This window comes from Microbacterium sp. AR7-10 (assembly GCF_001878835.1).
GTDB lineage: Bacteria > Actinomycetota > Actinomycetes > Actinomycetales > Microbacteriaceae > Microbacterium > Microbacterium commune.
In genome coordinates, this window is record NZ_MJIR01000046.1 from 1 (window position 1) to 17,317 (window position 17,317).

Annotated in this window: 18 protein-coding genes and 1 tRNA gene; 11 read left to right on the forward strand and 8 right to left on the reverse strand. The window is 69.2% G+C overall.

Annotation, left to right across the window (positions count from 1 at the left end):
- Nucleotides 1-238: 238 nt before the first annotated feature.
- Nucleotides 239-982, reverse strand: a complete 744-nt coding sequence (locus BFN01_RS06095; RefSeq protein WP_071642588.1) for a phosphoglyceromutase — start codon at nt 980-982, stop codon at nt 239-241.
- A gap of 179 nt (nt 983-1,161) precedes the next feature.
- On the opposite strand from BFN01_RS06095, the gene BFN01_RS06100 reads away from it, so the two are divergent.
- Entirely contained in the window at nt 1,162-1,983 is an 822-nt protein-coding gene (locus tag BFN01_RS06100) for a class I SAM-dependent methyltransferase (protein ID WP_071642590.1), read from the forward strand.
- 13 nt (nt 1,984-1,996) lie between these two features.
- Here BFN01_RS06100 and BFN01_RS06105 read toward each other — a convergent pair whose 3' ends face one another.
- From BFN01_RS06105 to BFN01_RS06115, 3 genes are all read right to left on the reverse strand, one after another.
- Nucleotides 1,997-3,091, reverse strand: a complete 1,095-nt coding sequence (locus tag BFN01_RS06105) for a folate-binding protein YgfZ (RefSeq protein ID WP_071642652.1) — start codon at nt 3,089-3,091, stop codon at nt 1,997-1,999.
- A 1-nt stretch (nt 3,092) separates the two neighbouring features.
- Nucleotides 3,093-3,695, reverse strand: a complete 603-nt coding sequence (locus tag BFN01_RS06110) for an FABP family protein (protein ID WP_071642666.1) — start codon at nt 3,693-3,695, stop codon at nt 3,093-3,095.
- Between the two features lie 168 nt (nt 3,696-3,863).
- On the reverse strand, nt 3,864-4,157 hold the full coding sequence (locus BFN01_RS06115) for a hypothetical protein (RefSeq protein ID WP_071642668.1): 294 nt from the start codon (nt 4,155-4,157) through the stop codon (nt 3,864-3,866).
- Nucleotides 4,158-4,249: 92 nt separating this feature from the next.
- Between BFN01_RS06115 and BFN01_RS06120 the strand changes: the two genes are divergently transcribed.
- The 7 genes from BFN01_RS06120 (at nt 4,250) to pstB (ending at nt 12,294) form a co-directional block, all read left to right on the forward strand.
- Complete coding sequence (locus BFN01_RS06120) at nt 4,250-4,927, forward strand: response regulator transcription factor (protein WP_143187177.1); 678 nt, start codon at nt 4,250-4,252, stop codon at nt 4,925-4,927.
- A gap of 40 nt (nt 4,928-4,967) precedes the next feature.
- Nucleotides 4,968-7,136, forward strand: coding sequence for an RNA degradosome polyphosphate kinase (locus BFN01_RS06125; RefSeq protein ID WP_071642690.1), 2,169 nt, complete (start codon nt 4,968-4,970; stop codon nt 7,134-7,136).
- Complete coding sequence (locus BFN01_RS06130; protein WP_071642669.1) at nt 7,133-8,071, forward strand: NUDIX domain-containing protein; 939 nt, start codon at nt 7,133-7,135, stop codon at nt 8,069-8,071. The genes BFN01_RS06125 and BFN01_RS06130 overlap by 4 nt, the downstream gene beginning before the upstream one ends.
- 148 nt (nt 8,072-8,219) lie before the next feature.
- Entirely contained in the window at nt 8,220-9,320 is a 1,101-nt protein-coding gene (locus tag BFN01_RS06135) for a phosphate ABC transporter substrate-binding protein PstS (protein ID WP_071642671.1), read from the forward strand.
- Nucleotides 9,321-9,418: 98 nt separating this feature from the next.
- The gene (gene pstC / locus BFN01_RS06140; RefSeq protein ID WP_071642673.1) at nt 9,419-10,375 is read left to right on the forward strand and encodes a phosphate ABC transporter permease subunit PstC; all 957 of its coding nucleotides are present in this window, start codon (nt 9,419-9,421) and stop codon (nt 10,373-10,375) included.
- A gap of 1 nt (nt 10,376) precedes the next feature.
- Nucleotides 10,377-11,486 (forward strand): phosphate ABC transporter permease PstA, encoded by a 1,110-nt coding sequence (gene pstA, locus BFN01_RS06145; RefSeq protein ID WP_071642675.1) that lies wholly within the window; start codon nt 10,377-10,379, stop codon nt 11,484-11,486.
- A 28-nt stretch (nt 11,487-11,514) separates the two neighbouring features.
- A complete protein-coding gene (gene pstB, locus BFN01_RS06150; RefSeq protein ID WP_071642677.1) occupies nt 11,515-12,294 on the forward strand; it encodes a phosphate ABC transporter ATP-binding protein PstB in 780 nt (259 codons plus the stop codon).
- A gap of 45 nt (nt 12,295-12,339) precedes the next feature.
- On the opposite strand, the gene BFN01_RS06155 is transcribed toward pstB, so the two are convergent.
- The 4 genes from BFN01_RS06155 to sigK all read right to left on the reverse strand — a co-directional run bounded on the left by BFN01_RS06155 (nt 12,340) and on the right by sigK (nt 15,413).
- The gene (locus tag BFN01_RS06155) at nt 12,340-13,221 is read right to left on the reverse strand and encodes an aminodeoxychorismate lyase (protein ID WP_071642679.1); all 882 of its coding nucleotides are present in this window, start codon (nt 13,219-13,221) and stop codon (nt 12,340-12,342) included.
- A 146-nt stretch (nt 13,222-13,367) separates the two neighbouring features.
- Complete coding sequence (locus BFN01_RS06160; protein WP_071642681.1) at nt 13,368-13,997, reverse strand: DNA-directed RNA polymerase subunit beta; 630 nt, start codon at nt 13,995-13,997, stop codon at nt 13,368-13,370.
- A gap of 61 nt (nt 13,998-14,058) precedes the next feature.
- Nucleotides 14,059-14,826, reverse strand: a complete 768-nt coding sequence (locus BFN01_RS06165) for an anti-sigma factor domain-containing protein (RefSeq protein ID WP_071642682.1) — start codon at nt 14,824-14,826, stop codon at nt 14,059-14,061.
- Nucleotides 14,823-15,413 carry an ECF RNA polymerase sigma factor SigK gene (sigK, locus tag BFN01_RS06170; RefSeq protein ID WP_071642692.1) on the reverse strand — a complete coding sequence of 197 codons (591 nt, stop codon included), beginning with the start codon at nt 15,411-15,413 and terminating at the stop codon, nt 14,823-14,825. Before sigK ends, BFN01_RS06165 begins: the two co-directional genes overlap by 4 nt.
- Before the next feature lie 171 nt (nt 15,414-15,584).
- On the opposite strand from sigK, the gene BFN01_RS06175 reads away from it, so the two are divergent.
- The 3 genes from BFN01_RS06175 (at nt 15,585) to BFN01_RS06185 (ending at nt 17,256) form a co-directional block, all read left to right on the forward strand.
- Nucleotides 15,585-16,247: a fasciclin domain-containing protein gene (locus BFN01_RS06175; RefSeq protein WP_071642684.1), complete on the forward strand. Its 663-nt coding sequence runs from the start codon at nt 15,585-15,587 to the stop codon at nt 16,245-16,247.
- Nucleotides 16,248-16,406: 159 nt separating this feature from the next.
- Nucleotides 16,407-16,482, forward strand: a tRNA-Lys gene (locus BFN01_RS06180).
- A 321-nt stretch (nt 16,483-16,803) separates the two neighbouring features.
- The gene (locus BFN01_RS06185) at nt 16,804-17,256 is read left to right on the forward strand and encodes a serine hydrolase (RefSeq protein ID WP_071642686.1); all 453 of its coding nucleotides are present in this window, start codon (nt 16,804-16,806) and stop codon (nt 17,254-17,256) included.
- Nucleotides 17,257-17,317 lie beyond the last annotated feature (61 nt).

Here is a 17,317-nt window from a genome sequence, read left to right on the forward strand (position 1 = left end):
GCGTCTCGTGGGCTCGGAGATGTGTATAAGAGACAGGGTCGTGTACCGCGCGACCGACGACTGGGCTGTTCAGGAGGAGGGCATCGCGCTGGCGGCCGAGGCGCAGTCGACGCAGATCGCTCCAGGACCGTCCGCGTCCTGACATCCGCCGCGGTCATCGGCCCCCGCTGACCGTCGAGGCCCCCTCCGATCCGCGTGGATCGGAGGGGGCCTCGACGATGTGCGGACCCGCGTCAGGCTACTTCTTGCCCTGCGCGGCGACCGCGGCCGCTCCGGCTGCGGCGGCCTCGGGATCGAGGTAGCGGCTCGGACCGGTGGGCACGTTGTCGTCGTCGAGCTCGTAGACCAGCGGGATGCCGGTGGGGATGTTGAGCTCGGCGATGTCGTCGTCGCTGATGCCCTCGAGGTGCTTGACCAGGCCGCGCAGCGAATTGCCGTGCGCAGTGACGAGGACCGTCTTGCCGGCCTCGAGGTCGGGGACGATCGCATCGTTCCAGTACGGCAGCAGACGATCGATGACGAGCTTGAGCGACTCGGTGCGCGGCACCTCGCCATCGATGCCCGCGTAGCGGGCGTCGTGCACCTGGCTGAACTCGCTGTCATCCGCCAGCGCGGGCGGCGGCACGTCGAACGAGCGGCGCCACAGCTGGAACTGCTCGGGCCCGAACTCCTCGAGCGTCTGCGCCTTGTCCTTGCCCTGCAGCGCACCGTAGTGGCGCTCGTTGAGGCGCCACGAGCGCGTCACCGGGATCCACAGACGGTCGGCCGCATCGAGCGCGATGTTCGCGGTCTGGATCGCGCGGCTCAGCAGCGACGTGTGCAGCACATCGGGCAGCAGCCCGGATTCGGCAAGCAGCTCGCCGCCGCGCCTGGCCTCGGCTTTGCCCTGCTCGGTCAGGCGGACATCCACCCATCCCGTGAAGAGGTTGAGCTGGTTCCATTCGCTCTGGCCGTGACGCAGAAGAATCAGAGTGCGGGTCATGGGTCCAGACTATCTTTTCTGCTTGCGGGGGCGGGCTGCGTGACGTTCCCCGCGCTCGCAGAACGGGTGCCCCTCCCGCTTCGCGGGTCCCTCCCCGATGCTCGCGCCGGGAACGTCACTCCGCCCTCGACTGCACGTGTGGAGTGCGAGCGAGGTGGAAGTAGGGGGAGGATAGGAGGATGAGCGCACCTCTCGGGCAGCCGACACGAGGGACGACGGGCACGAATCGGCTGCGGCGCAACGACCGGTGGATCGCAGCGTCGGAGGCGCTGCGCAGAGCATCCGATCCTCTCGTCGTCGACCTGGGCTACGGCGCCAGCGGGGTCACCGCGTTCGAGCTCGCGACCAGGCTGCGGCAGGCGCGAGCGGATGCCGAGGTGCTGGGCCTCGAGATCGACCCCGAGCGGGTCGCCACGGCCCGCGCACAGCTCGACGAGGTGCGGGCAGGGCGCACCCCGTTCGCGGCCGACCTTCCCGTGTCGTTCGCGCGCGGCGGCTTCGAGGTGCCGGTGCCGGACGGCCGGCGCCCCGCTGTGATCAGGGCCATGAACGTGCTGCGGCAGTACGACGAGGCCGAGGTGGCCGACGCGTGGCAGCGCGTCGCGTCCCGGCTCGCTCCGGGCGGCATGCTCGTCGAGGGCACCTGCGACGAGATCGGTCGCATCGCCAGCTGGGTCGATGTGACCGGCCGGGGCCGGCCGGTCAGGTTCACGATCTCACTCCGGCTGGCGCAGCTCGAGCATCCGGGAGTCGTCGCCGAGCGGCTGCCGAAGGCGCTCATCCATCGCAACGTGCCCGGCGAGCGCATCCACGACCTGCTCACCGCGCTGGATCGCGAATGGGAGCGCGCGGCTCCCCTGTCGACCTTCGGCCCCGTGCAGCGCTGGCTCGCGGCCGTGTCGGCGCTGAAGGCGCAGGGCATCGCGATCCAGGGCACGAAGTCGCGCTGGCGTCTCGGAGAGCTCACCGTGCCGTGGGCGAGCGTCGCCCCGAGCGACTGACCGGACGTCGGACTCAGCGCGCGTGCCGGGGGTCCTCGCCGGCGGGGCGGCGGGACAGACGCGTCAGACGCGGCACGTCGGCGGTGGCGCCCGCGTCGGCGGGAACGATCACCTGCTGCGCTGCGGCGATCAGCGCCTCCCCCGCGCGCACGACCAGTTCGCCCACCGGCGCGCGGCGCGACAGCATCGCCAGGGCGATCGGGCCGTCTTCGTGATGCGTCGCGACCGACGTGATGTGGCCGACCTCGGCATCCCCCGCCAGCACCGCGTCGCCCGGCGACGGCATCACGACGTCGCTGCCGTCGAGCAGCAGCGCCGCCAGACGGCGCGGCGGGTGCCCCAGGTTGTGCACCTTCGCGACCGTCTCCTGCCCGCGGTAGCAGCCCTTGTTCAGATGCACGGCGCTGCGGATCCAGTCGGCCTCGTGCGGGATGCTGCGGTCGTCGACCTCACGCGCCCAGCGCGGCCGCCACGCCGCGATACGCAGCGCCTCGGCGGCGAGCGCCCCCGCGAACGGGCCGGCGAGGGAGTCCGCGTCGTCGACGACGGCGATGCTCCAGGAGTAGTCCGCGGCGGGATGACCGGCCTCGGCCGCGTACTGGTGACCGCCGGGCTGCACGTGAGCCCACGGATCGCGCCAGATCAGCGGGACGCCGTTCGGGGCGGATGCCGTGGTGCGCGACTCGGCGGCGCCGCCGGCGAAGAAGCCGACGAGCGCGGCATCCGGTCGCGGCGTGACCGTGACCCGGGAGCGGAAGACCATCCGCTGCAGCCATGCCGCCAGCTTCTCGGCGTCCCCGTCGTCGACGATCAGCCAGACCGACGAGCCGTCCTCGAGCACGCCCGCCGCGTGCTCCACCCGACCCTGCGGGTCGAGCACGAGCAGCTCGGTGCTGTCGCCGGCTCGCAGCCGAGCCACCGACTGCGAGGTGATCGAGTCCAACCAGGTCAGCCGGTCGACGCCTGCGACCTCGATGAGCACCCGGTCGGTGAGCGGCGCGAGCGCCTCACCGGACGCCAGACGTCGCTGCTCGATGAGCGGGTTGCCGAAGTGCGCGATGAGATCGCCCTCGCGCACGGCGCCGATGATGCCGTCGAACGTCGCCACGTCAGACCTTCGCCAGGCGAGCCGACGCGTGCGACTTGAGCGTCTCACCGAGGGCCGTGATGTCCCACGCCCAGAGGAGGTGCGAATCCACCAGCCCGTACATGCGCGTGGCGGCCGAGTACGCCTTCGCGCCGGCCGGACGCACGACGGCGTCCGTCGCGATGTCGATGCGGGGACCGGCGATGCGACCGAGATACAGCTCCAGCGTTCCGTCGGAGTGCGTCACCGAGACCTGGAGCGGGAATCCGTCGTCGGTGCGCAGCGCCTCGACGTCGTCGACGGTCCGCGGCGTCGGAGCGGCGGTGGGCGGCAGAAGTGCGGGTCCGGGGTCGGCATCCGTGCGCGGACGCTCGAGGCGCCAGAACCCCGTCTCGGCGAGGAGGGCGACGGGCTCGTCAGTGCCCTCGGCGCCGAGGAACGTCGCGGATGCGGCGTAGTTCAGGAAGGGACCGCCGTCGTGGCTGAAGCTCACGCGATGCGAGAACTCACCCTGGTAGCGCCGCTCACCCGCGGTGTATTCGATGACGCCGGTGCCCTCCCAGACCCCGAGCAGCCACGACAGCGGCGCGAGATCAGCCGGAAGGCCGGTGGGCAGCTCGATCACGACGGCGTCTGATCAGCGCTGGCCGCGGAACAGGTTGACGAGCACGACGCCGGAGACGAAGGCGATCGCGAGGCTCGCCAGCCCCAGCAGGCCGAGGAAGAAGAATTCGAGCGCGACGAGGTCCATGCCCTTACTCTACCCCTCCCTCCGGAGCCGGGGAGGGGCAGGTCAGAGCGCGGACGCGAGCGCGGCGAGACCGAACACCCCGGAGACCGCGCCCATGATCATCAGCGCGCCGACCACGCTGCCGGCCATCCGGACGATGAAGCCCTGAGCGCGACCGTGAGCGAGCTGAACGGCGAACGAGACGAGCACGATCGCGCCGAAGGCGATCAGCAGCCAGCCGACCCTGTCCTCCTCGGGGAGCACGAAGCCGAGGGCGACCGCGACCACGAGGGACGCGATCCAGACCGCGACCATGCCGCGGAAGGCGCTGCGCGGGGCGAGGGCCGGTTCAGACATGGTGACATCGTAATGGCCGCACCTGCGGGTATCCGGCATGCCCGCCTCGGGCAGCCCGTCATCTGAGAAGCACCCGCCACTAGCATTGACGCGTGGTCCTCGTGCTGGCACTCACCTCCGCTCCCCCAGGGGATCCGGCACTGCCCGCGCTCGAACTGCTGTCGCACAGCATCCGGCACCACCCGCTCGACACCACCCGCCTGCTGGACCTGCCCGAGAGCGACGTCGTGATCGTCGACGCGCGCATCGATCTCGTCGCGGCGCGCACGACCTGCCGGCTGCTGCGCACCGCGGGCTCCGACATCCCCGTCCTGCTGGTGGTCACCGAGGGCGGCCTGAGCGCGATCGCGTCGGACTGGGGGTTCGACGACGTCCTGCTGTGCACGGCGGGCCCCGCCGAGATCGACGCCAGACTGCGGCTGGCGCTCGCGCGCGCCGACGCATCGGAACCCGCCCACGTGCAGGCCTCGGGCATCACGATCGACGAGCAGTCGTATTCCGCCAAGCTGCACGGCAAGCCGTTGGATCTCACCTACAAGGAGTTCCAGCTGCTGCACTTCCTGGCGACGCACCCGTCGCGGGTCTTCACCCGCGAGCAGCTGCTGAGCGACGTGTGGGGATACGACTACTTCGGCGGCACGCGCACAGTCGATGTGCACGTGCGGCGTCTGCGGGCGAAGCTCGGCGACGCCGAGCAGGTCATCGGCACCGTCCGGAACGTGGGCTACCGCTTCAATCTGCACGACGACGCCCCGACCGCGCCCGTCTGAGTTCGCTCTTCGGGCACCGGCGGATGCAAAGATGTACTCCATGATGGAACCCGCCCTTGTCGACACCGGCCTCGGGGATGCCGAAGACGACGATTTCGATGCGCACGAGGCTCCGGACGCGGTGCTGCCCGACCACCGCTACCACGACCGGGAACTGAGCTGGCTGGCCTTCAACCGGCGCGTGCTCGAGCTGGCCGAGGATCCGTCGCTGCCCGAGCTGGAACGGGCGAACTTCCTCGCGATCTTCGCCAGCAACCTCGACGAGTTCTTCATGGTGCGGGTGGCCGGGCTCAAGCGCCGCATCCTCACCGGGCTCGCCGTGCCGACGAACGTCGGCCGGTCACCCAGCGACGTGCTCAGCGACATCTCGCGGGACGCGTACGCTCTGCAGCTGCGCCACGCCGCTGTGTGGAACGACCTCGTGCGCCCGGCGCTCGCTGACGCCGGCATCGAGATCACCGACTGGGACGACCTCACCGACGCCGAACGCGGCGCCCTCGGCGAGTACTTCCAGGCGCAGGTCTTCCCCGTGCTCATGCCGCTCGCCGTCGACCCCGCGCACCCGTTCCCGTACATCTCGGGGCTGTCGCTGAACCTTGCGATCCGCATCCGCAACGCCCGCACCGGGCGGCAGGACTTCGCCCGCCTCAAGGTGCCCACCATGCTGCCGCGCTTCGTCGAGGTGCCGGGGAGGAGTCCGATCACACGGTTCATCCGCCTCGAGGAGCTCATCGCCAACCACCTCGGCGACCTCTTCCCCGGCATGGAGGTGCTCGACCACCACGCCTTCCGACTCACCCGCAACGAGGACGTCGAGATCGAGGAGGACGAGAGCGAGAACCTCATCCAGGCGCTCGAGGCGGAGCTGCTGCGACGCCGCTTCGGCCCGCCGATCCGCCTCGAGATCACCGAGGACATGGATGACATCACCCTCGAGCTGCTGATCAGGGAGCTCGACATCACCGACCAGGAGGTCTACCGGCTGCCCGGTCCGCTCGACCTTCGCGGTCTGTTCGATCTGGGGCGCCTCGACCGCCCCGATCTGCGGTACCCGCCGCATCTGCCCACCACGGCCGTGGCGTTCCAGCCGGGTGACAGCAACGAGCGCTCCGACATCTTCCGCGCGATCCGCAAGGCCGACGTGCTCGTGCACCACCCGTACGAGTCATTCGCGACGAGCGTGCAGGCGTTCCTCGAGCAGGCGGCCCGCGACCCGCATGTGCTCGCCATCAAGCAGACCCTGTACCGCACCTCGGGAGACAGCCCGATCGTGCAGGCCCTGATCGACGCGGCCGAATCCGGCAAGCAGGTTCTCGCCCTCGTCGAGGTCAAGGCGCGCTTCGACGAGGCGAACAACATCGTCTGGGCGCGCAAGCTCGAGAAGGCCGGCGTGCACGTGGTGTACGGCCTGGTGGGGCTGAAGACGCACTGCAAGCTCGCGCTGATCATCCGCCAGGAAGAGGGCGCGCTGCGCCACTACTCGCACATCGGCACGGGCAACTACAACCCGAAGACCAGCCGCATCTACGAGGACTTCGGCCTGTTCACCGCCGACCCTCAGGTGGGCAAGGACCTGACCAGGCTGTTCAACGAGCTCAGCGGCTACGCGATCGAGAAGAAGTTCAAGCACCTGCTCGTCGCCCCCCGCCATCTGCGGAAGGGCCTGATGCGGCACATCGACGCGGAGCGCGCGAACGCCGAGGCCGGCAAGCCCGCCCGCATCCGCATCAAGGTCAACTCGATGGTCGACGAGGAGATCATCGACGGCCTGTACCGAGCCAGCATGGCCGGGGTGAAGATCGATGTCTGGGTGCGCGGCATCTGCAGCCTGCGCGTCGACCTGCCTGGCGTGAGCGACAACATCACCGTGCGCAGCATCCTGGGCCGCTACCTGGAACACTCCCGGCTGTTCATGTTCGAGAACGACGGAGCCCCGATCGTCTACATCGGCAGCGCCGACATGATGCACCGCAACCTCGACCGTCGCGTCGAGGCGCTGGTGCGCCTGCGCGACCCCGCGCACCTGCAGGAGCTGCACGACCTGTTCGACCTCGCGATGGACCCGCGCACCAACTCCTGGCATCTGGGCGAGGGCGGTGAATGGAAGCGGGTCGCGGAGGCCGACGGACAGCCCCTGCTCGACCTGCAGGATCTGACGATGGCGAGCGTGCAGGGCCGCCGGCGACGCAGCAAGCGCGCGATCCGATGAGCGACTCGGCGGTCTACGCGGCGGGCGCGATCGTCTGGCGGATGGTCGACGACAAGCTCAAGGTGCTGCTGATCCATCGCACGAAGTACCGCGATGTAACGCTGCCGAAGGGCAAGGTCGACCCGGGCGAGATGCTCGCCGAGACCGCCGTGCGCGAGGTGCGCGAGGAGACCGGGATCCAGGTGTCGCTGGGGGTGCCCGTCGGCGTCAGCAGGTACTGGATGCGTCCGAAGCGGCAGAAGGTCGTGCACTACTGGGCTGCGGAGGCGACCGACGCCGCGATCCGCGCCTCGTCGTTCGTGCCGAACGGGGAGATCTCCGGCGTCGAGTGGGTGAGCCTGAAGAAGGCGCGCAAGCACCTGAGCTATCCGGTCGATGTCGAGATCCTCGACAACTTCATCCGGCTCGTCGACGACGGCGTGCTGCGCACCTTCCCCATCATCGCCCTGCGGCACGCCAAGGCGGTCGCCCGCGCGGACTGGCACGAGGCGGACGCCGCTCGGCCGCTCACCGACAGGGGACTGCGGCAGGCGAAGGCGATCGTCGGCCCGCTGCGCGCGTTCGGTGTGCGTCGCATCGTCACGAGCGACGCCGTGCGGTGCACGCAGACGGTCGCGCCCCTCGAGCGCAAGCTGGGGCGGATGGCCCGCCTGACCCCGAAGCTCAGTCAGGATGCGTGGGATGCCGACACCGCGGATGTGCGCTCGGTGATCGGACGACGCGTGCGCTCGCGCAAGGCGACGGTGCTGTGCAGCCACGGCCCGGTGCTTCCGGGCATCCTGTCGGAGCTCGCCCTCGCCACCGGAACCGTCCCCGGGTCCTACATCGACAGCGCCAGCGCCCTGAACGTCGCGGCGTTCTCGGTCGTGCACCTGTCCGCCACCAACCCCGGCTCCGGGATCATCTCGATCGAGACCCACGAGCCGAAGGTCTGACACTGACGCCCGAGGGTGCGGCGCGCACTGTCCGCCCCTCGTTCACCTCCCGTTCACCTCACGGGGAGAGTCTCGTTAACCGGCCCTCCTAACGTCACTGTGTGCCCTGCACCGGGCCATACACATTCCCCGATCGAACGGATCCACAGTGAAGATCACCCGCATCGCTCGTCTCAGCGCCGTCGGCGCTGTCGCCGCCCTCGCACTCGCCGGCTGCGCCGCGAACGAAGCTCCCGCCTCCGACAACGGCGACGCGCCTGCCGCGTCGAACCTCGAGGGCACCCTCAAGGCCACCGGCGCCTCGTCGCAGGGCTCGGCGCAGGAGGCCTGGGTCGCGGCATTCCAGACGGCCAACAGCGGCGTCACCATCAACTACGAGCCCACCGGATCGGGCACCGGCCGCCAGAACTTCATCGCCGGCGCGAGCGATTTCATCGGCTCCGACCGCGCCTTCAAGCTGGAGGAGTTCGGCGACGGGTTCAAGACCTGCTCGTCCGAGAACATCGTCGAGGTGCCGCTGTACATCTCGCCCGTCGCCGTCGCCTTCAACCTCGAGGGCGTCGACGAGCTCAACCTCGACGCGAAGACGATCGCGGGCATCTTCGCCGGCACGATCACCAACTGGAACGACGCGGCGATCGCCTCGCAGAACGAGGGCGTGACGCTTCCCGACCTGGCGATCTCACCCGTGCACCGCTCCGACGACTCCGGCACGACCGAGACCTTCACGGCGTACCTCAACGCGACCGCTCCCGACGTGTGGACCAACGAGGCCGACGGCGTGTGGCCGCTCCAGGGCGGCGAAGCCGCTCAGGGCACCTCGGGCGTCGTCCAGGCGATCAAGGCGGGCAACGGAGCGATCGGCTACGCCGACGCCTCGCAGACGAAGGAGCTCGGCCAGGTCAAGGTGGGCGTCGGCGGCGAGTACGTCGCGTACTCCGCCGAGGCGGCCGCTGCACTGGTCGAGGCGTCGCCGCTCGAGGAGGGTCGCGGAGACGCCGACCTCGTCTTCGACGTCGACCCCGCCGCCGCGCCTGCCGGCTCGTACCCGATCGCCCTGGTCAGCTACCTGATCGCCTGCGAGCAGTACGAGGACCAGAACACCGCTGAGCTCGTGAAGGCGTACTTCGAGTACGTCGCCAGCGAGGAGGGACAGCAGGCCGCTGCGGACAACGCCGGCAGCGCCCCGATCTCTGAGGGCCTGCGCGAGAAGGTCCTCGCCGCGATCGACACGATCAAGGTCGGCTGACCCATCTTCACCAGCTGATTCCGATGCCCCCGCGTCCGATCCGACGCGGGGGCATCGGAGGTCAGCCCTCATACGCACTTCGACCCGAAACGGAGACCATGAGCACGACGACCAGGCAGGCGCCGCCTGCCCCGATCAGAGCCAGGCAGCGCCTCGGCGACCGGGTGTTCTCCGGCAGCGCCCTCGGCGCCGGGATCATCATCCTCGTCGTGCTCGCCGCGGTGGCCGCGTTCCTCGTCATCCAGAGCCTGCCCGCCTTCGCACCCGATACGAGCGACAACCACATCCTCGAGGGGCGCTCGTTCTGGGAGTACGTCGGGCCGCTCGCCTTCGGCACCGTCTGGGCGTCGTTCCTCGCCTTGCTCATGGCGACGCCGATCGCGATCGGCATCGCGCTGTTCATCTCGCACTACGCGCCCCGCCGTCTCGCCGGGGTGCTGGGCTACATCATCGACCTTCTCGCCGCCGTGCCCTCGGTCGTCTTCGGCCTCTGGGGCGGACTGGTGCTCGCCCCCCTGCTGCAGCCCGTGTACGCCTGGCTCAACGCGAACGCCGGCTGGATCCCGATCTTCGGCGGCCAGGTCTCCTCGACCGGCAAGACGATCATGACGGCCGCCGTCGTGCTCGCGGTCATGGTCATCCCGATCATGACCGCCATCTGCCGCGAGGTGTTCCTGCAGACGCCGAAGCTGCACGAAGAGGCGGCCCTCGCACTCGGCGCCACGCGCTGGGAGATGGTGCGCATGGCCGTGCTGCCGTTCGCGCGCGGCGGCATGGTCTCGGCGGTCATGCTCGCGCTGGGTCGCGCCCTCGGCGAGACGATGGCTGTGACCATGGTGCTCTCCCCCGCCGCGGTCTACAGCTTCCTCGTGCTGACCGCCACCAACCCGACGCCGATCCCCGCGAACATCGCCCTCGCCTTCCCCGAAGCGCACGACACGGGTGTCAACACCCTCATCGCCACCGGCCTCGTGCTGTTCGTCGTGACCTTCGCGGTCAACGCGCTCGCCCGTTGGATCGTGGCGCGCCGCGCCGAGTTCTCTGGAGCGAACTGACATGACCACGTCTCTGCAGCGCACCGACACGACCACGCCCGGCACCGCGCGCCCCTCCTCCTCGCTCACCGCCGGCCGGCTCGCCCCGTGGGCCCCGTGGGCTCTGCTCGGGGCATCCCTCGCCACCTCGTTCACCGTGTTCGCCCTCGGCGCGATCGGCGGCGACCCTGCGGACTTCAACATCGCCGGCGCGGCCATCGTCGGCGTGCTGATCTACATGGTGCTCATCACCGTCGTCTCCTCGATCGCGGAGAGCCGTCGCAAAGCCGTCGACCGGCTGATGACGGCGCTGGTGAGCGCCGCGTTCGTCGTCGCCCTGCTGCCGCTGATCTCCCTGCTGTGGACGGTCGTCACCAACGGCGTCAGCCGCTTCGACGCCGAGTTCTTCAGCTACTCGATGCGCAACATCGTCGGGGAGGGCGGCGGAATCGTGCACGCCATCTGGGGCACGGTGCTCGTCACGCTCACCGCGACCGTGATCGCCGTGCCGGTGGGTCTGATGACCTCGATCTACCTCGTGGAGTACGGCCGCGGCCGCATCGCCAAGGGCATCACCTTCCTCGTCGACGTGATGACGGGCATCCCGTCGATCGTGGCCGGTCTGTTCATCTACTCCGTGTTCGCCCTGCTCGTGCGGCCCGGGATCTCGATGGGTCTCATGGGCGCCCTGGCCCTCGCCGTGCTCATGGTTCCGGTGGTCGTCCGCGGCAGCGAGGAGCTGCTGCGCATCGTCCCGAACGAGCTGCGCGAGGCGTCGTACGCGCTCGGCGTGCCGAAGTGGCTCACGATCCTGAAGATCGTGCTGCCCACCTCGATCGCCGGCATCACGACCTCGGTCATGCTCGCCATCTCGCGCGTCATCGGCGAGACCGCCCCGCTGCTGCTGACCGCAGGCTTCACCGCCAGCCTCAACACGAACCTCGTGAACTCTCAGATGATGACGCTGCCGGTGTTCGTCTACAACTCGTACATGAACCAGGGCACCGCGGCCGACGCCTCGGTGGCCCGCGCCTGGGCGGGCGCGCTCACCCTCATCCTCATCGTCATGCTGCTGAACCTGCTCGCGCGCCTGATCGCCAAGTGGTTCGCCCCGAAGACCGCCGGCCGCTGAGTCGCACCCGAATCCCAAGGAACCCGATATGTCCAAGAGCATCGAAGTCAACGACCTCAACGTCTACTACGGCGACTTCCTCGCCGTGGAGGGCGTCTCCCTCGAGATCCAGCCGCGCAGCGTGACGGCGTTCATCGGCCCGTCCGGCTGCGGCAAGTCCACGTTCCTGCGCACGCTGAACCGCATGCACGAAGTCATCCCCGGCGCGCGCGTCGAGGGCGAGGTGCTGCTCGACGGCAAGGACCTCTACGGCGCGGGCGTCGACCCGGTGCTCGTGCGCCGTCAGGTGGGCATGGTGTTCCAGCGTCCGAACCCGTTCCCGACGATGTCGATCAAGGAGAACGTGCTCGCGGGCGTGAAGCTCAACAACGGCAAGATGTCGAAGAGCGACCAGGATGCGCTCGTCGAGAAGTCGCTGATGGGCGCGAACCTCTGGAACGAGGTCAAGGACCGCCTCGACAAGCCCGGTTCGGGCCTGTCGGGCGGTCAGCAGCAGCGACTGTGCATCGCGCGTGCGATCGCCGTCTCGCCCGAGGTGCTGCTGATGGACGAGCCGTGCTCGGCCCTCGACCCGATCTCGACCTTCGCGATCGAAGAGCTCATCCAGGACCTCAAGAACGAGTACACGATCGTTATCGTGACCCACAACATGCAGCAGGCCAGCCGGGTGTCGGACAAGACGGCGTTCTTCAACATCGCCGGCACCGGCCAGCCCGGCAAGCTGATCGAGTTCGACGACACCGCTACGATCTTCACCACGCCCGCCGCGCAGGCCACCGAGGACTACGTCTCAGGTCGATTCGGGTGACCGAGGCCGCTGTCGCGTCTTCGGATCCGTCGCTCACGACGGGCGTCAGCGCGGCGAGAGCAGGAACGCGTTCAGCTCGGCGGTCAGGTCGGGGTCGGATGCCAGGGGCGCGCCGTCGACAGCCGTGATCGGCGCAGCGAGGCGGATGCTCGACACGAGCCATGCCGCATCGGCCTTCGTCAGGTCGGAGGCGGTCAGGGTCTCGTAGCGGGTGGTGCGCCCGTGGGACTCGAGGTACTCGAACACGCTGAGCTGGGTGGTCCCGTGCAGGATGCCGCCCGCCGGCGCCGGCGTGAGGAACTCCCCGCCCGCGCGGATGATCAGCGACGCGGTCGGCGCCTCGAGCACGTACCCGTCGCGGGTGACGAAGATCGCGTCGTCGGTGCCGCGCCGCCTGGCTTCGCGCAGCGCAGCCATGTTCACCGCGTACGACAGCGTCTTCGCGCCGAGCAGCAGCCATGGCGCGCGCTCCCCCGCGCCGAGGTCATAACCCCGATCGAGGGTGACGACCGTGATTCCGTTGCGCCGCACAGCATCGAAATCGGGGGCCGCCGCCACGGTCGCCCACGCCGTCGGTGCCGGCCCGTGCTCGACGCCCCGGCTGAGGATGAGCTTGACCACGGCCTCGCCCGCCGGAGCCTGGGCCGCGACGACCTCGATCGCCTGACGCCACTGCGCCAGGTTCGGTGCGGGCAGATCGCACAGGCGGGCGGAGTGCGCGAGGCGCTGCACGTGCGCCTCGACCTCGTTCGCATGCCCGTCGACGACCCCGATCGACTCGAACACGCCGTCGCCGCGCTGCGTGCTGAGCTCGCCCACGCTGAGCGCGGGCGCGGTGACATCCATCGGCGTGAACGTGTCGCGGAAGTCCGCACGGTCGTCAGCTGCGTCGGCGGGGGCGATCATGAGGGCGAAGCGCTGGGCCATGTGCACAGCCTACGGCGACGGGAATACCCGTGCCGCTGACGCGTTACACTTGATCGGCCGGGCCGCATAACCCCGGGCTCCAATATTCGCCGCTGCGAGCGGCCTTCCGCCGAGAGGCGTTCTTGCGGTCCGGCTTTTCTTCTGCGTCAGGTCAGCATGCCGCGACGCCATGCGGCGGCGGAGGCCGCCAGGTCCTCGGCGTAGGCGGTCAACCGCAGCGCCCGCCGCGTGAGATCGCTCGACCGCTGCGGCTCGGTCGGCTCGTAGTCGTCTGCCGCGTGGGTCGCACCGGATGCCTGCACCCGGCAGTACGCGGCTGCGCGCTCGAGTGCCACCGAGAAATCGCCTCGGAACACGCCCCGCAGGATCGCGTCGACGAGATCGACCAGCTCACCCGGATCGGCGGGAGCCGGAGCACCGGCGATGGCCGCATCGGCGGTGTGCAGTTCGACGCGCCCGCGCTCGTAGAGCAGCGCGGTCAGCGGTGCGTCGGAGCGGACAGCGATCTGCAGCAGGTACAGCCGCCACAGGGCTCCGGGCAGCGAGCGCGCGGGAGCGTGCGACCAGAGCTCGGCGATCTCGTCGATGCCGTTCTCGGCCGCGAACGCGAGCAGCCGTGAGGTGACGGCACCCGATTCGTCGCTGCGCGCGCGTTCGAGCAGAGCGGATGCGGTGGCGTGGGCGACGCGCGACTGCTCGGCCGGGTCGGCTTCGCCGACGATGTTGTCGAAGGCCGCGGGCGGCCTGCGGACGGGGCGGTGGAACTGCTCGGGCATCCGTCAAGGCTACGCCCGCCATGCGGCAGCCGGGCCATCGATACCCGGACGCCAGGTCAGATCAGGCGGTCGGGATGACGATGATCGGATCGGTCGTCGGCAGGCCGGACGGCGATCCGCCGGCCTGCTCGATCGTCACTGCGATCACGTCGCCCGCGCGCATGGGCTGGTCGAGCAGCGCCGTCGTCGTGCCGTCGGCGGCGTCGAAGACACCTGCGGCGATCGGCTCGTCACCACGGACGAACCACAGCTCGTAGCTCTTGTCAGCTCCGAGATCGTCGAGTCCGGATGCCACAAGCACGGCCTTGCCGACCTCCCCCGACCAGTGCGCCGTCGCCGTGGCGCCGGAGTCGAGCCGCACCTCCGCCTGCTCGGCATCCGGGGCGGAGCGGATCTCGTCGAGCGCGACGACGGATGCCGGCCGCTGCAGCTGCGAGACCACCGTCGTCGTCGCCACGCCGGCGCCGACGATCAGCGCGAGGCCGGCGGCGAGCGCGAAGAACCTGCGGCGCCACGGTGCTCCCGCGCGCGCCGGTGCATCGGTCCCGACGTCGTCTGCGACTGTCGAGGGGGTCAGTTCCTCGAGTGCTGCTGCGCCATCCTGCGGCAGGCTCGCGATCTGCTGCAGCAGGCTCGAGCGCAGCGCCGGCGGAGGCGCGACCGGGGAGAGTCCGTCAGCGAGGAAGGCCACCGTGTCGCGGTCGTCGTCGGCGATGGCCTGCCATTCGGGATGCTCGGCGAGCGCCGCGGCGAACCGCCGCGCGTCGGCTTCCGCCAGGGCCCCGAGGGCGTGGGCGGCCGCGAGCTCCGCGAATTCCTGCTCATTCATGCTGCTGACACCCCCATCTCCCCGCGCAACCGCGTCAGTCCGTCCCGCATTCTCGTCTTGATCGTTCCCAGCGCCACTCCGGTGAGTGCCGCGATCTCGCTCTGGCTGTAGCCGCCGTAGTAGGCCAGGATCAGCGCCTCCTGCTGGGCCTCGGGCAGCGCCGAGAGAGCTGCGACCACGCGCTCGCCCTCCAGCTTCGATTCGACCGCCTCCTGCACCACGTCCCGTTCACCGCCGAGGTCGCGAACGCCGACGCGCATGTCGCGATCGGTGCTGGACTGCGACGATCGCACCCGGTCGACGGCCCGGCGGTGTGCGATCGTGAAGATCCAGGAACGGCCCTGACCTCTGTTCGGAGCGAACTTCGAAGCGGATTGCCAGATCTCGAGGAAGACCTCCTGCAGCACTTCCTCGCTCTGCGATCGGTTCACCACGACCTTGAGGATGAGAGCGAACACCCGCGGGGAGAGCAGATCGTAGAGCTCGGCGAAGGCGCGCTGGTCACCGTCGGCGACGCGAATGATGAGGTCGGCGGCGAGATCGCCGGACGATCCGTCCTCGACCACCTCGACGCCATCGATAACCATCTCGACAAGCATGCCCCATCCCTCCTCTCGCGCGTGAGTGTGACCCGCCATCCGTCACAGATTCTTCGGGTCTGAGAATCGAATCGGATTGATTCCCATCCGATCTCGGAGGGGTTCCGAACAACCGTCGACGCCGCGGGAGGTCCGCGGCACCGAACTCCGGAGGTTGAAATGCTCAGCACCAAGAAGAAGATCACCGCCGCTCTCTCGCTCGGTTTCGTCGGCGCCCTCGTCCTGTCGGGCTGCACGATGGGAGGCGAGTCGGACATGGAGTCGTCGGAGCCGATGCCGGCCGAGACGTCGGAGATGTCCGATGCTCCTGAGACCATGGACCCCGCGGCGAACCTCGTCGGCCCCGGCTGTGAGGCCTACGCCGAGCAGGTTCCGGACGGCGGCGGCTCGATCGAGGGCATGTCGCAGGACCCGGTCGCCGTCGCGGCGTCGAACAACCCGCTGCTCACGACCCTCGTCTCGGCTGTGAGCGGACAGCTGAACCCCGACGTCAACCTCGTCGACACGCTCAACGGCGACGAGTTCACCGTCTTCGCGCCGGTTGACGACGCCTTCGCCAAGATCGACGCAGCGACGATCGAGAGCCTGAAGACCGACGCCGACACGCTCACGTCGATCCTGACCTACCACGTCGTCCCCGGCCAGATCGCGCCGTCCGACATCGAGGGCATGCACACGACCGTGCAGGGCGCCGACCTCGAGGTCACCGGCTCGGGCGACGAGTGGATGGTGAACGACGCGAACGTCATCTGCGGCGGCGTGCAGACCGCCAACGCCACCGTGTACCTCATCGACTCGGTCCTGATGCCCCCGGCTCAGTGACCAACCGGACACCGTGCAGGAGTGACGCGGTGAGATCAGCCCGGTGGGGATCCGCAGGCTGATCAGAGGCGCCCGTCGACCAAGAGTCGACGGGCGCCTCTTCGTGCGTACGAACCGGGCGGTCAGGACCCGGTTCGACGGCCTCTAGACTTGAGGCACGGGCCTCTAGCTCAGTTGGCAGAGCATCGGACTTTTAATCCGCGGGTCGTGGGTTCGAGCCCCACGGGGCCCACCAGTCAGGCACTGGGATCGCGTGATTCCGCCGGGATACCGAAGACGGAGATCCCGGCGGAAACCTGTCCTCGGCTCACGCGGTGCGACAGCCGTTCGCGCCGCATAGCTCAGTCAGACTCGATGAAGCCCGCAAATTGCGCGTACTTGCGGAGCGTCCCCGAACTGCATCTCGGATCGAGGAAGGCCTCGTGTTCTCCGTTGAGAACGCCTTCAGTTCCAGGCATACCTTCGACTGCACCGGCGGCGAACGGAGCCGGTGTGGGAGGATGCCATCGCGCTCTCCATGCGAGAGACGCACAGTGCACGACATCCGGGAGGGCGCATGACAGCCATCGACGACGCGCTGATCCAGGTCGACAGCTGGCCGGTCGACAACGCGGCGGTTGCCGTGATCGGCGCCGACGGCGACGTCGTCGGATCGCGCGGCGACCTCGATCGGGTCTACCGTCTGGCATCGGTCACCAAGCCGCTCACCGCATACGCCGCGCTGGTCGCCGTCGAGGAGGGCGTCTTCGACCTCGATGACCCGGCGGGCCCTCCCGGATCGACCGTGCGCCACCTGCTCGCCCACACCTCCGGCCTCGATTTCTCCGAAGACCGGGTGCGAGCCGAGCCGGGAACCCGCCGGATCTACTCCAACCGCGGCTTCGACGTGCTCGCTCAGACGCTCGAGGAGCGCGCCGAGATCCCGTTCGCCACCTACTTCCACGAAGCGGTGTTCGCGCCGCTCGGCATCTGTCTCTTATACACATCTGACGCTGCCGACGAACTCTAGGGTGTAGATCTCGGTGGTCTCCGTTTCATTTAAAAACAACAACATCTTTTTTGTTTACATC

Bases quoted from the DNA above. Each gene is read 5' to 3' on its own strand.
- pstB (WP_071642677.1), top strand. From the start codon at position 11,515: ATGTCCAAGAGCATCGAAGTCAACGACCTCAACGTCTACTACGGCGAC.
- BFN01_RS06095 (WP_071642588.1), bottom strand. From the start codon at position 982: ATGACCCGCACTCTGATTCTTCTGCGTCACGGCCAGAGCGAATGGAAC.
- sigK (WP_071642692.1), bottom strand. From the start codon at position 15,413: ATGGTTATCGATGGCGTCGAGGTGGTCGAGGACGGATCGTCCGGCGAT.
- BFN01_RS06115 (WP_071642668.1), bottom strand. From the start codon at position 4,157: ATGTCTGAACCGGCCCTCGCCCCGCGCAGCGCCTTCCGCGGCATGGTC.
- BFN01_RS06175 (WP_071642684.1), top strand. From the start codon at position 15,585: ATGCTCAGCACCAAGAAGAAGATCACCGCCGCTCTCTCGCTCGGTTTC.
- pstA (WP_071642675.1), top strand. From the start codon at position 10,377: ATGACCACGTCTCTGCAGCGCACCGACACGACCACGCCCGGCACCGCG.
- BFN01_RS06185 (WP_071642686.1), top strand. From the start codon at position 16,804: ATGACAGCCATCGACGACGCGCTGATCCAGGTCGACAGCTGGCCGGTC.
- BFN01_RS06165 (WP_071642682.1), bottom strand. From the start codon at position 14,826: ATGAATGAGCAGGAATTCGCGGAGCTCGCGGCCGCCCACGCCCTCGGG.
- BFN01_RS06125 (WP_071642690.1), top strand. From the start codon at position 4,968: ATGATGGAACCCGCCCTTGTCGACACCGGCCTCGGGGATGCCGAAGAC.
- pstC (WP_071642673.1), top strand. From the start codon at position 9,419: ATGAGCACGACGACCAGGCAGGCGCCGCCTGCCCCGATCAGAGCCAGG.
- BFN01_RS06130 (WP_071642669.1), top strand. From the start codon at position 7,133: ATGAGCGACTCGGCGGTCTACGCGGCGGGCGCGATCGTCTGGCGGATG.
- BFN01_RS06100 (WP_071642590.1), top strand. From the start codon at position 1,162: ATGAGCGCACCTCTCGGGCAGCCGACACGAGGGACGACGGGCACGAAT.
- BFN01_RS06160 (WP_071642681.1), bottom strand. From the start codon at position 13,997: ATGCCCGAGCAGTTCCACCGCCCCGTCCGCAGGCCGCCCGCGGCCTTC.
- BFN01_RS06155 (WP_071642679.1), bottom strand. From the start codon at position 13,221: ATGGCCCAGCGCTTCGCCCTCATGATCGCCCCCGCCGACGCAGCTGAC.